This window comes from Streptomyces sp. NPDC047880, from assembly GCF_040706515.1.
GTDB lineage: Bacteria > Actinomycetota > Actinomycetes > Streptomycetales > Streptomycetaceae > Streptomyces.
Genome location: NZ_JBEZOK010000010.1, coordinates 215,163 through 228,221 on the forward strand (window position 1 = coordinate 215,163; position 13,059 = coordinate 228,221).

At 71.7% G+C, this 13,059-nt stretch carries 11 protein-coding genes; 5 read left to right on the forward strand and 6 right to left on the reverse strand.

The annotated features are described in order from the left end of the window. Positions 1-4: 4 nt before the first annotated feature. Positions 5-1,510 carry an MFS transporter gene (locus AB0937_RS18070; protein ID WP_366712793.1) on the reverse strand — a complete coding sequence of 502 codons (1,506 nt, stop codon included), beginning with the start codon at positions 1,508-1,510 and terminating at the stop codon, positions 5-7. A gap of 62 nt (positions 1,511-1,572) precedes the next feature. On the opposite strand from AB0937_RS18070, the gene AB0937_RS18075 reads away from it, so the two are divergent. Beyond that, complete coding sequence (locus AB0937_RS18075) at positions 1,573-2,556, forward strand: YafY family protein (RefSeq protein ID WP_366712795.1); 984 nt, start codon at positions 1,573-1,575, stop codon at positions 2,554-2,556. A gap of 119 nt (positions 2,557-2,675) precedes the next feature. Here AB0937_RS18075 and AB0937_RS18080 read toward each other — a convergent pair whose 3' ends face one another. Further along, positions 2,676-3,443 carry a TetR family transcriptional regulator gene (locus AB0937_RS18080; protein ID WP_366712797.1) on the reverse strand — a complete coding sequence of 256 codons (768 nt, stop codon included), beginning with the start codon at positions 3,441-3,443 and terminating at the stop codon, positions 2,676-2,678. Between the two features lie 421 nt (positions 3,444-3,864). Then, positions 3,865-4,863 carry a sigma-70 family RNA polymerase sigma factor gene (locus AB0937_RS18085; RefSeq protein ID WP_366712798.1) on the reverse strand — a complete coding sequence of 333 codons (999 nt, stop codon included), beginning with the start codon at positions 4,861-4,863 and terminating at the stop codon, positions 3,865-3,867. 194 nt (positions 4,864-5,057) lie between these two features. On the opposite strand from AB0937_RS18085, the gene AB0937_RS18090 reads away from it, so the two are divergent. Continuing rightward, positions 5,058-5,576: an N-acetyltransferase family protein gene (locus tag AB0937_RS18090; protein WP_366712799.1), complete on the forward strand. Its 519-nt coding sequence runs from the start codon at positions 5,058-5,060 to the stop codon at positions 5,574-5,576. Positions 5,577-5,610: 34 nt separating this feature from the next. Here the strand turns inward: AB0937_RS18090 and AB0937_RS18095 are convergent, their stop codons facing one another. Then, positions 5,611-6,396: a class III extradiol ring-cleavage dioxygenase gene (locus tag AB0937_RS18095; RefSeq protein WP_366712800.1), complete on the reverse strand. Its 786-nt coding sequence runs from the start codon at positions 6,394-6,396 to the stop codon at positions 5,611-5,613. Positions 6,397-6,487: 91 nt separating this feature from the next. Here AB0937_RS18095 and AB0937_RS18100 point away from each other — a divergent pair, with 91 nt between their 5' ends. Next, positions 6,488-7,021: a MarR family transcriptional regulator gene (locus AB0937_RS18100; RefSeq protein ID WP_366712801.1), complete on the forward strand. Its 534-nt coding sequence runs from the start codon at positions 6,488-6,490 to the stop codon at positions 7,019-7,021. Positions 7,022-7,118: 97 nt separating this feature from the next. Here the strand turns inward: AB0937_RS18100 and AB0937_RS18105 are convergent, their stop codons facing one another. Both AB0937_RS18105 and AB0937_RS18110 read right to left on the reverse strand, forming a co-directional pair. Beyond that, entirely contained in the window at positions 7,119-8,660 is a 1,542-nt protein-coding gene (locus tag AB0937_RS18105) for an MFS transporter (protein ID WP_366712804.1), read from the reverse strand. A gap of 174 nt (positions 8,661-8,834) precedes the next feature. Beyond that, the gene (locus AB0937_RS18110) at positions 8,835-9,479 is read right to left on the reverse strand and encodes a helix-turn-helix domain-containing protein (protein WP_366712806.1); all 645 of its coding nucleotides are present in this window, start codon (positions 9,477-9,479) and stop codon (positions 8,835-8,837) included. A 424-nt stretch (positions 9,480-9,903) separates the two neighbouring features. Between AB0937_RS18110 and AB0937_RS18115 the strand changes: the two genes are divergently transcribed. Both AB0937_RS18115 and AB0937_RS18120 read left to right on the forward strand, forming a co-directional pair. Beyond that, positions 9,904-11,157, forward strand: coding sequence for a M6 family metalloprotease domain-containing protein (locus tag AB0937_RS18115; RefSeq protein ID WP_366712807.1), 1,254 nt, complete (start codon positions 9,904-9,906; stop codon positions 11,155-11,157). Positions 11,158-11,270: 113 nt separating this feature from the next. Further along, on the forward strand, positions 11,271-12,995 hold the full coding sequence (locus tag AB0937_RS18120) for an IclR family transcriptional regulator C-terminal domain-containing protein (RefSeq protein ID WP_366712808.1): 1,725 nt from the start codon (positions 11,271-11,273) through the stop codon (positions 12,993-12,995). Positions 12,996-13,059: the final 64 nt, after the last annotated feature.

Below are 13,059 nucleotides of genomic sequence, written 5' to 3' on the forward strand. Positions count from 1 at the left end.
GCGGTCAGACCAGCACCGCCTCCTTCTCCCCCGCCGGCGCCTGCTCGCCCTCCACGTGCTGCGCGGGCCGCTTCGGCAGCGCGAACATCAGCAGGAAGATCGCGCCCATCACCGCGGCGACCCAGCCGAGCGCGTTCTGGAAGGCGTCCACGAAGGCCGGACCGACCTGCTCCTGCCGCAGGCGGTCGGAGATCGAGCCGAAGAACACCACCGACACCAGGCCCAGCCCCAGCGCGTTGCCCATCTGCTGCACGGTGTTGATCAGCCCCGACGCCGATCCGGCGTGCTCACGCGGGACCTCCGAGAGGATCGCGTCGGTCAGCGGCGCGACGATCAGGCCCATGCCGACGCCCATCACGACGAGCGGGAGCGCCATCTGCCAGGGAGCTATGTCCAGGCCGTAGTGCCCGGACTCCCAGATGTAGAGCAGAACGCCGGCCGCCATCACCAGCGCGCCCGTCTGGAGCACCTTGCGGCCGAAGCGCGGGACCAGCTTCTGCACCGACATCCCGGCCGCCACCGACACGGCGATCGAGAACGGCACCCCGGTCAGCCCGGCCTTCAGCGGGGTCCAGCCCAGTCCGGTCTGCATGTACAGCGTCCACACCAGGAAGAACACACCGAGCGCGACACCGAAGACGGTCTGCACGGCGATCCCGGCCGCGAAGCTCTTGACCTTGAACAGCGACAGCTCGACCAGCGGGGAACCGTCCCGCGCCGCCTTGCGCTTCTCGTACGCCACCAGCACCGCGAGGACGACGAGCGAGCCGGCCATCGAGACGTACCCCCACACCGGCCAGTCCAGCTCGCGGCCGCGGATGAGCGGGTAGAGCAGCATCAGCAGGCCCAGCGTCACCAGCGCGACGCCCACCAGGTCCAGCTTCAGGGCGCGCGGCGCCTTGGACTCGGTGATGAAGCGGCTGCCCAGGATCAGTCCGGCGACGCCCACGGGCAGGTTGATCAGGAAGATCGACCGCCACTCCCAGCCGAACAGGTTCCACTCGGTGAGCAGCGCGCCGAGCAGCGGACCGGACACGGCCCCGAGACCGACGACCGCGCCGAACAGCCCGAACACCTTGCCCCGCTCGTGCGCCGGGAACGTGGCGTGCACGATCGACAGCACCTGCGGCACCATCAGCGCCGCCATGCCGCCCTGGAGGAACCGCGAGGCGACCAGCATCTCCGGGTTCACCGCGAGGCCGCACAGCGCGGACGCGACCGTGAACCCGCCGATGCCGACGAGGAAGATCCGCTTGCGCCCGTGGATGTCGCCGAGCCGCCCGCCGGTGATCAGGCCCGCGGCGAAGGCGAGGGCGTAACCGGCGGTGATCCACTGGATCTGGCTGAAGGAGGCGCCGGACTCCCGCTGGATCGACGGAATGGCGATGTTGACGATGGTCACATCGACGAGGTCCATGAAGGCCGCGGTCATCACGATCGCGAGGGCGAACCAGCGCCGGCGGTCGGTCCCGCCGCCCGCCGTGCCGAGGGTGGTGTCGGTGGTGTTCATGCTTCGAAGGTAGACCCCTACTAGGTCAGATCGTGTCCTAATGGTGCGGCATCCTCGTCGGTATGACGACGGATACTCCGGCCCGGCTGCTGACGCTCCTCTCCCTCCTCCAGACGCCCCGCGAATGGCCCGGCGGCGAGCTCTCCGAGCGGCTCGGGGTGTCCCGCCGCACGGTGCGGCGGGACATCGACCGGCTGCGCGAGCTCGGCTACCCCGTGCAGGCGACCAAGGGCGCCGACGGCGGCTACCGGCTGGTCGCCGGCAAGGCCATGCCGCCGCTGGTGCTCGACGACGAGGAGGCCGTGGCCATCGCGGTCGGGCTGCGCGCCGGAGCGGGGCACGCGGTGGAGGGCCTGGACGAGGCGTCGGTACGGGCGCTGGCCAAGCTGGAGCAGGTCCTGCCGGGCCGGCTGCGCCACCGCGTGACCACCCTCCAGGCCGCGACCACGCCACTGACCAGCGGGGACGGGCCGAGCATCGCGCCCGAGACCCTGACCGTCATGGCCTCCACGGTGGCCGGGCACGAGCGGCTGCGCTTCGCCTACCGAGCCGCCGACGGCACCGAGACGCGGCGCCTGACGGAGCCCTACCGGCTGGTGTCGACGGGCCGCCGCTGGTACCTGGTGGCGTACGACATCGACCGGGACGACTGGCGCACGTTCCGCGTCGACCGGGTCAGCGAGCCGTTCGCCACCGGAGCGAGGTTCGTGCCGCGCGAGCTGCCGACGGGGAACGCGGCGGAGTTCCTGCGGCGTTCGATGCAACGGCAGCACCAGACCTACGACTTCGACGTCACGTTCGCCGCACCGGCCGACTACATCGCCGCCCGGGTGCCCGACTGGCTGGGCAGGCCCGAGCCGCTGGACGAGGGCAGCTGCCGGCTGCGGGGGTCCGCCGGGGACGCGGTGCAGTGGGTGGCGTTCCGGCTGGCGATGCTGGAGTGCGACTTCGTGGTGCACGGGCCGGAACAACTCGTGACGGCAGTCGGTGAGTTGGGGGCACGGTTGAGCAGGGCGGCCGGGGCGCCGGACGCGGGCGGGGTGTGAGCCGTCGCGTCACCGTCGTCGCCGTCCCCAGAGCTGTCGCGTCACCGGCCCCGGGGCTGTCGCGTCGCCGTCCCCAGGGCTGTCGCGTCGCCGTCCCCAGAGCTGTCGGGTCACCGTCCTCAGGGCTGTCGCGTCACCGCTTCCCAGGGAAAGTCCCGCAGGGCCGCGAGATTGCGCAGGGCGAGTTGCACCGGACCGTCCGGTCCCTCGACGGGCCCGTCCCCCGCGGCCCAGGCCTCCAGGGCTGCCCGTACGGCGGCACTGGCCACGGCGGCGGCGAAGCGCAGCTCGGGGGTGAGCGCGGGCGGCTCACCGCTCACGGCAACGTTGTCGCCACTGCCCACGGGCCCGGCCACTGCCCCGGCCGCCGCCCCCGTCACCGCCTCTGCCGCCACCCCGGTCACCACGGGCGCACCGGCACGTGTCACCCGTTCCGCCAAGGCCTCCCCCAGGCGCCGCTCGGACGCCTGGCACACCTCCGCCCACACCCGGCGCAGGGACGGGGTCGCCTCGGCCAGGCGCAGGAGCGTGCGGACCCACTCCCAGGAGGACGCCGAGACGGCGACGCCCGGGGTGAGGGTGTGCCGCACCCCTTCCTCCAGTGCCCGCAGCACACCCGCGTCGGGAGGAGCGGTGCGCACCGCCTCCACCCAGCGCTCGGCACCGGTCGCGTAGAGCGGGGCGACGGCCTCCTCCTTGGTGGCGAAGTACCGGTAGAAGGTGCGCGGGGCGATACCGGCGGCCTGGGCGATGTCCTCCGCGCGGGTGGCGCGCAGGCCGTGCCGTACGAAGAGACCGGCTGCCGCCCGGGCGATCTCCCTACGAGTTTCTGCCTTCCGCCGCTCGGTCAGTGAGAACGGGGGCGGGGGCGGGGTGGTGCTGCTCACGCCCGGCAGGCTATGCCCATGTGACACAATCTGCCATCTGGCGGGCCACCCCGTGGTTCAGGTACGGGGTGGCCCGCTCTCCAGACGGACGAGAACCGGGCCCCGGCGTCCGGGGGGAAGGACGCCGAAGCCCGGTCTCGGGGAAAGTCCCGGCGCCGGGGGGAGTGCGACGGGACGTGGCTGGTCGGGGGACCCAGGGGGTGTGGTCCCGGGCCCGAACTGGTGGACCCAGAAGTCTTGTTCCCTGAGTCCGCGGATTGAAGCGGCGTTACATCGCCATGTTTGCGCGGTCTTTCGCCACCCGGCGTACGCGGTGCCCACCGGGCGCACACGGTCCGTCACCCGCCGGCCGCGGGGAGGCGTCGTACGCCCGGACGCTCACCGGGTTCACCGATGCCCTCCGGGGGCACGGGGCCGAGGGTTACGCCGCCGCGTCGAAGCCGGTGCTGCGGGCGAGCTTCTTCAGCTCCAGCAGTGCGTGCTTCTCGATCTGCCGGATGCGCTCGCGGGTCAGGCCGTGCTCCTTGCCGACCTCGGTCAGCGTGCGCTCCCGGCCGTCCTCGATGCCGTAGCGCATCTTGATGATCGACGCCGTGCGCTGGTCGAGCCGGCCGATCAGGTCGTCCAGTTCCTCGCTGCGCAGCAGCGTGAGCACCGACTGCTCGGGCGACACCGCCGACGTGTCCTCCAGGAGGTCGCCGAACTGGGTCTCACCCTCGTCGTCCACCGACATGTTCAGCGAGACCGGGTCGCGGGCCCAGTCCAGGACGTCGGTGACGCGCTCGGGCGTCGAGCCGAGCTCGGCGGCGATCTCCCCGGGCTCCGGGTCCCGGCCGTGCTCGCGGTTGAACTCGCGCTGCACCCGGCGGATCCGGCCGAGCTCCTCCACGAGGTGGACGGGCAGACGGATCGTGCGGGACTGGTCGGCTATGGACCGGGTGATGGCCTGACGGATCCACCACGTGGCGTACGTGGAGAACTTGAAGCCCTTGCGGTAGTCGAACTTCTCGACCGCGCGCACCAGGCCGGCGTTGCCCTCCTGGATGAGGTCCAGCAGCGGCAGGCCGCTGCGGGGGTAGCGACGGGCGACGGCGACGACCAGACGCAGGTTGGAGCGGATGAAGACGTCCTTCGCGCGCTCGCTCTCGTCGACCAGGGCCTGCAGCTCCTCGGGCGAAGCCCCGGCCTTGTTCTCCTCCAGGCCGTCGAGGATCTGCTGGGCGAACACACCCGCTTCAATGATCTGCGACAGCTCGACCTCCTTGGCGGCGTCGAGCAGCGGCGTACGCGCGATCTCGTCGAGGTACATGCCGACCAGGTCGCGGTCGGCGATCTCGCCGCCATGGGCGCGAACACTGCTTGCCGCGTCGGCCGTCTCGCCGGTGGCGGACTGACGACGGGCGACGGCACGGGTTGCCATGCGAGCTCCCTTGCGATGGTGAGGTCAGCGGGTGGTCCTTCGGACGCTGGACTCCGTCTTCCGGGACTCTCCGGACTCTCCTCGGGTGCCCCGCATCCGATGGAAACAACGACTGGAATCAGGACAGAATTCCCAACCAGGCCCCCGATTTTTCTGATCATGCAGTATCCTGCCCGGCCACACGAGGAGGCCTGATGCCGTCACAGTCCACAGAGGTGCAGGTCAGGCCGGGGGTCGAGGATGACCTCGAGGCCCTCACGGCCCTCTACAACCACTATGTGGGTGAGACGGCGATCACATTCGATACGGCGATCTTCACTCCGGAGGAGCGCCGCCCTTGGCTGCTCTCCCACCCTGAAGACGGGCCGCACCGCCTGATGGTTGCCACGGAGCAGGAGACACAGCAGATCCTGGGCTACTCCACTTCCAGCCCTTTCCGCGCGAAGCCCGCTTATGCCACCTCTGCGGAAACGACCGTGTACGTCGCCCCGGGCGCCGGCGGACGAGGCGTCGGCTCGCTCCTCTACACGGCCCTCTTCGAGGCCCTGTCCGGCGAGGATCTGCACCGCGCCTACGCGGGCATCGCGCTGCCGAACGAGGCGTCGGCCCGGCTGCACGAGCGCTTCGGATTCCGGCACGCCGGCACCTACCGCGAGGTCGGCCGCAAGTTCGGGCGGTACTGGGACGTGGCCTGGTACGAGAAGCCGCTGTAGGAGCGCCCGGCGGGCACGATCGCCCGGGCCCGCCTCAGCCGAACTGGACCGACCGCTTCGCCAGCCCCATCCAGAACCCGTCGATCACGGACTTCTGCGCGTCCAGCTCGCCGGTCGCGTCCGCCGCGCCCATGGTCACGAACAGCGGGGCGAAGTGCTCGGTGCGTGGGTGGGCGAGCTGCCCCGCGGGCGACTTGCGGGTGAAGTCCAGCAGCGCGTCCACGTCACGCGCCTCCAGCGCCCGCCGGCCCCAGTCGTCGAACTCGGCCGACCAGGCGGGGATGCCTCCCTGCCGGAGCGCGGCCAGGTTGTGGGTGAAGAAGCCGGAGCCGACGATGAGCACGCCCTCGTCCCGCAGGGGCGCGAGCCTGCGGCCGATCTCCATGAGCCGGACCGGGTCGAGCGTCGGCATGGACACCTGGAGGACCGGCAGGTCCGCCTCCGGGTACATCTCGACCAGCGGGACGTACGCGCCGTGGTCGAGGCCGCGGTCGGGGACGTCCTGGACGGGGATGCCGGGGGCGCGCAGCAGTTTGCGTACGGACTCCGCGAGCTCCGGTGCGCCGGGGGCGGCGTACTTCACCCGGTAGTAGTGCTCGGGGAAGCCCCAGAAGTCGTAGACGAGCGGGACGGTGTGCGTCGCACCGAGGGCGAGCGGGGCCTCCTCCCAGTGGGCGGAGACGATCAGGACGGCCTTGGGTCGCGGCAGACCGGCGGACCAGGCGGCCAGTTCACCGGGCCAGACCGGGTCGTCGGCCAGGGGCGGCGCTCCGTGACTGAGGTACAGAGCGGGCATGCGCTCCTGGGTGGCGGCGGACATGCTGCGGCTCCTTCCGGAAACGTGGTTCCCTGACAAAACTGTACGGGCCATTTGTTTAAAGTTCAAGGAGGGGCCACGTAGAGTGGAACGCATGAAGGCACCCGCATCCGCACCGACAACCGGCTCGCCCGCCCGCCCCCAGGAGCCGCGCTGGCTCACCGACGAGGAGCAGCGCGTCTGGCGCTGGTTCATGGAGGGCGCCACCCTCCTCGACGACCACCTCGACCGTCAGCTGCAGCGTGACGCGGGCATGCCGCACCTCTATTACGGCCTTCTGGTCAAGCTCGCCGAAGCGCCGCGGCGCAGGCTGCGCATGACCGAGCTGGCGATGCTGGCGAAGATCACCCGCTCCCGTCTCTCGCACGCCATCGCGCGCCTGGAGAAGAACGGCTGGGTACGCCGGGAGGACTGCCCCGACGACAAGCGGGGCCAGTTCGCCGTCCTCACGGACGAGGGCCTCCAGGTGCTGCGGCAGACGGCGCCCGGGCACGTGGAGGCCGTACGGCAGGCCGTCTTCGACCGGCTGTCGGCGGAACAGCAGAAGTCCCTCGGCGAGATCATGCGGATCATCGCCGAGGGACTTCAGCCGGCCGAAGCGGGTGCGGACCTGCCCTGGCTCCGCTGAGTCGGCGCGGGGCCGGGGCAGGTCCTGGATTCCGCAGGTGCGAGGCGTCCCCTTCCTCGTGCCCGCGGATGGCCCGAAGGGGTGCGGTGCGCGGGCGTCAGTGGGCGACGACCGGGATCTGCACCTCGTCCGCCGCGTCCTCACCGGAGGACGCCACCGCCGTACCGCCCGGGCGGCCGGCGTTGACGAACGTCAGGGCGATCGCGGCGGCCACCACGAGGATGCCCACGGCGAACCAGATGGCGCTGGTGTAGCCCTGCACCATGGCCTCCAGCTGGACCAGCTGCTGCTGGGACCGGCTGGTCGCCCCGGCGATGTGGTCGGCGACGTACGCCGTGGTCGCGGAGGCGGCGATCGTGTTCAGCAGGGCCGTGCCGATCGCGCCGCCCACCTGCTGCGAGGTGTTGACCATCGCGGAGGCGACACCGGCGTCCCGCGGCTCGACGCCCTGGGTGGCCATCGACATGGCCGGCATGAACGCCGTACCCATGCCGAGACCGAGCAGCAGCATCGCGGGCAGCAGCAGGGCGGCGTACGAGGAGCCGATCTCCAGCTGGGTCAGCAGCAGCATGCCGAGCGCGGCGACCAGGAAGCCGGGGCCCATCAGCAGGCGCGGCGCGACCCGGGTCATCAGGCGGGTGCCGATCTGCGTGGAGCCCGTGATCATGCCCGCGATCATCGGCAGGAAGGCGAACCCGGTCTTGACCGGCGAGTAGCCCTTCACGATCTGCAGGTAGTAGGTCAGGAAGAGGAACAGGCCGAACATCGCGATGATCGCGAGACCGAGGGAGAGGTAGATCCCGCCGCGGTTGCGCTCGGTGACCACGCGCAGCGGCAGCAGCGGCGCCTTGACCTTCGACTCGACGACCACGAAGGACAGCAGCAGCACGGCCGAGGCGACGAACATGCCGATGGTGAGGGAGTCGTCCCAGCCGTTGGACTCGGCGCGCGTGAAGCCGTAGACGAGGGCGACCAGGCCCAGGGTGGACAGGATCACGCCGGGGATGTCGAGCGGGGAGCGGTTGCGGCCGCCCTCCGGCTCGCGGATGACGAAGTAGGCGCCGGCCGCGGCGACGATGGCGAACGGGATGTTCACGAAGAACGTCCAGCGCCAGTCCAGGTACTCGGTGAGGAAGCCGCCCAGGATCAGACCGACCGCGCCGCCGCCGCCGGCGATCGCGCCGTAGATGCCGAACGCCTTGGCGCGCTCCTTGGCGTCGGTGAACATCACCGCGAGCAGGGAGAGCGCGGCGGGCGCGAGCAGCGCTCCGAAGACGCCCTGGAGAGCACGGGCGCCGAACATCATCGCCTCGTTGGTGGCCGCCCCGCCGAGCGCGGAGGCCGCGGCGAAACCGCCGAGCCCGAGGACGAACGCCCGCTTGCGGCCCCACAGGTCGGCTATCCGGCCGCCGAACAGGAGCAGACCGCCGAAGGCGAGGGCGTAGGCGGTGACGACCCACTGCCGGTTGCCGTCGGAGATGCCGAGGTCCTGCTGGGCGGAGGGCAGGGCGATGTTCACGATGGTGGCGTCAAGGACGACCATCAGCTGGGCCAGGGCGATGAAGACGAGCGCTTTCCAGCGGTTGGCGTCCGGTTCTCTGACCGGTGTGCCGAGTGTCTTCGAGGCTGTTTCAGACATGGGGATACCCACTTCGGGACTTCGTGACGGAAGAAGATGTCGAAAGGTGAAAGGTGACGGCTCGTCCACGGGGACGGGCCGCAGGGACTGTCGTTCAGGGTTCAGACGGGTGGGGCGGCCTGAACTCATCGGGCTGGGACGACCGGACGGATCCGATCGGCCGGGACGGGTCGGTCAGGGCCGGCGCAGATCCTCCAGAGTCACGGCCGTACCCGGCAGGACGGAGCGGGCGGGAGCCCGCAGCCCGTCCAGGAACAGCTGAAGGTGGCGGTGGACGAAGCGGTCGGCCTGGAAGCAGTCCGTGCCGGCCGGGGGCCGGCTGAGCTGGGCCACAGCGATCACGACGTCCCCCACGTCCACGTCGGACCGGAGCTGTCCGGCCGACCTGGCGCGGTCCATGACCTCCGCGATGAGCCGCTCGACTCGTTCGCGAGCGGCCTCCAGATCCGGGTGGTGCTGGTCGAACGTGCTGGAGACCATCGGGCACAGCGCGCTGATCCGCTCGTCGGCGGCGGCGTGCACGAAACGCTCCAGCGCCTCGAACGCGTCGCCGGTCTCCGTGAGCGCGGCCTCGGCGGCCGCGGCGGTGCGGTCCATGACCGAGCAGACGACCTCGCGGACGAGCGCGTCACGGTCCGGGAAGTTGCGGTACACCGTGGCATTGCCGACGCCTGCCCGGCGGGCGATCTCGTCGAGCGGCACCTCGGGGCCGTGCTCGACGAACATCTCCCGGGCGGCGGTGACGATCCGCTCCCGGTTGCGCAGGGCGTCGGCGCGGGGCCGGGGCACCTTGCGCGCTTCGGGGCCGGCGGTCTGCACGGCGTACTCCTGGTGGTGGAAAGTGGCTGGTGCTCCGATCCGGGGAGCGGGTCCCCGTTTCGGTCGGACACATGGCTAAACGGGGAGTAGGTCCCCGGTATTTCCCGCTCCCGAGGAAATTCTTTGTGACCTGACTCACAAGCAGCCTGGGGTGTGGCCCGCGAACCGGCTGACGCACCACCCCGCCCGCCACTGACGCCGCTACTGACGGGAAACCCACGATCGGTCTCCTCCAGCGCGCGTCCCCCCGGTCCGGCGACGCAGGGTGATCGGAAGGGTGCAGCCGGAGACGGGAGGCTGCCGTGGCGCGGGAGGTCCCTTGCAGGTCCCTTGCATACAGCCGCAGCCCCGGCGCCCCCGCCCGGACGGCACGGGGCCGCCCCGCGCCCGGATAGCCGGGCGGCGCCTGACCGCCCTGGCCTGCGTGAGCGCCCTGACCTTCACGGTCAGCACCTCGGCCGGCACGGGCGGGCTCAGGCCGGGCACCAGTACCGCGGGAGCAGGCCCGATCGTCCTGTCCCACACCCCCGCGCACGGCCCGTGCATGATCCGCGGCGCACGCGGGGTCCAGATGTCCGAGGGCATCCCGACCTCCACCGGCTACTCCCGCTCCACCGGCACCGTCCGCGCCCTCACCCTGATGATCGACTTCTCGGACGCCCCCGGCGAGGGCGACGCCCGGGACCGTTTCCGCGAGTTCTTCCCGCAGACCCGCGAGTGGTTCCGCACCAGCTCCTACGGCCGCCTCGACTACCGCCCCGAAACCCCCGTCCCCGGCTGGCTGCGGATGCCGAAGTCCTTCCGGGAGTACGGCATAGAGCGCGGGGCTCCGTTCGAGCCCGGCTACCGCACCCTGGTCCAGGACCTCGTCGCCGCGGCCGACCCGGAGGTGGACTTCCGCGCGTACGACCTGCTGAACGTGCTGGTGAGCCCCAACGCCGGCCCCTCCGCCCTGGACACGGTCCTGTCCGTCACCTTCGCCGGCAACCCCGACGCCCCGCTCGCCGACGGCGTACCCGTGGCCAACGCCTCCTTCGTCTACTCCCGCCAGGACGACGGCTCCGGCTCCTACGACCGCACCGGCTACCGCGTCCTCCCCCACGAGAACGGCCACGTCTTCGGCCTGCCCGACCTGTACACCGCGGAGGGCGGGGGCGCGGTCGGCCACTGGGACATCATGAGCGAGGACTGGGGCGCCAACAACGACTTCCTCGGCTGGCACAAGTGGAAGCTGGGCTGGCTCGACGCCGCCCAGGTCCACTGCGCGTCGTCCCCCGGCACCACGGAGTACACCCTGACGCCCCTCGCGGAAGCCGGTGGTTCCAAGCTCGTCTTCGTCCCCCTGGACGGCAGGACCGGCTACGCCGTCGAACTGCGCACCCGCGCCGGCAACGACGAGGCCGTGTGCCGCCCTGGCGTCCTGATCTACGAGGTCGACGCGGAGGTGGACACGGGCATGGGCCCGGTCACCGTCACCGACGCCCGCCGCAACAGCGGCGGCTGCACCCGCGCACCGAACGTCCACGCGGAACTGTCCGACGCGCCTTTCACCCCCGGGGAGACGTTCCGGGACGCGGGCCGGGGGATCACGATCGAGGTGGTGGGGGTGGGCGCGGGGGCCGGAGTGGCGGGGGCGGGGGTGGAGGGGGGATATCGGGTACGGGTCACACGGGACTAGCGCCACCCATCCGCCCTGGTCCCCTGGCCACCTGGCCACGTGGCACCGATCTCGGATCACTCGGATTACGGTGGGCCTGCCGCGACCGTCGCGAGCGCCGTACCGGAGAGCCGATGCCAGCGAAGCCCATGCCCGAGCCTCAGAAGGGTGCCGCCACGCCGGCCGACGAGACGGGGCAGAGGGACGTCCCGAGAGACGTCCCCGCGGAGGCGGTCACCCCTCTCATCCGCGGCATCGCGGTACTGCGGGAGCTCACGGAGGCGAACGGCACACTGAGCCTGAGCGGCCTGGAACGGGCCACCGGCCTCGCCCGCTCCACCGTCGACCGCATCACCGCCACGCTCGCCCGCATGGGCTACGTCCGCTTCGACGGCCGGGACGTCCACCTGTCCCCCCGCCTGATGGAACTGGGCAACGCCTACCTGTCCGCCCTGCGCCTGCCCGCGCTGCTCGCCCCGCACGCGGACGCGCTCGCCGACGAACTGGACGAGTCGGTCTCGCTCGCGGTCGCCGACCTCGACGGCATCCGCTTCATCCACCAGGCGACCCGCCGCCGCGCGATGTCCCTCAGCTTCCGCATCGGCGACCTGCTCCCCGCCGAACGCACCGCGCCCGGCCCGCTGTTCGCGACGGAGTGGACGGATACGGACTGGCAGCGCTGGCGGCAGCGCAGGGCGGCGGACCCGAGAGACCTGTCCTTCACGGCCGTACCGCCACGCACGTACGGGGCGGACGAGCGGGACGACGAGACGTTCGTACGCCGCACGCACGAGGCGTCGGCGAACGGCTGGTCCCTGGACGACCAGCTGATCGAGCCGGGACTGGTGGCGGTCTCGGTACCGGTCCGGGCCCCTGGCACGGACGGCGGGATCGCGTGCGTGGCGAGCGTGGTCAGCCACACGAGCCGCCACACCGCGCGGCACCTGCGCACGACGCTGCTCCCGAGACTGCGGTCCGCGGTGCGGGCCATGGAACGCGAACTCCGGGCCGCCCCGCCCCCCGAGCCCGGCCCGCCCCCGTCGGACCTGGCGCGCTGGACGGGCACGTCCAAGCAGCAACTGGGCCGCGAGTTCGTGGAGTCCCTGGCGCGTGGCCTGACGGTCGTCACGGCGTTCGGCGAGGACAGGCCGGAGCCGACCCTCACGGAGGTGGCCCGGGCGACGGGCCTGGCCAGGGCGACGGCCCGGCGCGCTCTGATCACCTACGAGCACCTGGGCCTGGTGGCCGCGACGGGCCGCACTTTCACCCTGACCCCCCGGATCCTGTCCCTCGGTTTCCCGCCCCTGTCCCGTACGTCCCTCCCCGAGATCGCCCGGCCCCACCTGGCCGACCTGACGTCCCGCATCCACGAATCGACGTCACTGGCGGTGCTGTCGGACTCGGGCGAGGAGATCCAGTACACGGCCCGGGTGGCGACGGCCCGGGTGATGAGCGTGAACATCACGGTGGGCACGCGGCTGCCGGCGTACGCGACGGCACTGGGCAGGGTCCTGCTGGCGGACGCGCCCACGCCGCTGCCAGGCCCTGGGAACCTGCGCGCTCTGACCCCCCACACGATCACGGACAAGCAGCGGCTGGAGCGGACCCTGGCCATGGTCCGCTCGCAGGGCTACGCCTTGGTGGACGAGGAGTTGGAAGAGGGCCTCCGCTCCCTGGCGGTCCCGATCCGCGACCGGTCGGGACGGGTGGTGGCGGCCCTGAACACGGCGATGCACGCGAGCCGCCGCACCCCGGGGGAGTGCGTGACGGACCTCCTCCCGGAACTGACGACGACGGCCACCCGCATCCAAACAGACCTCCACACAGCGTCCCGCTACACCCGGGTCCCCCCGTCCTGACCCACCCGGCCCACCCCGCGTCGCCCTCTCCCCCCGACACCCATCCATGACGCACCCCACCAAC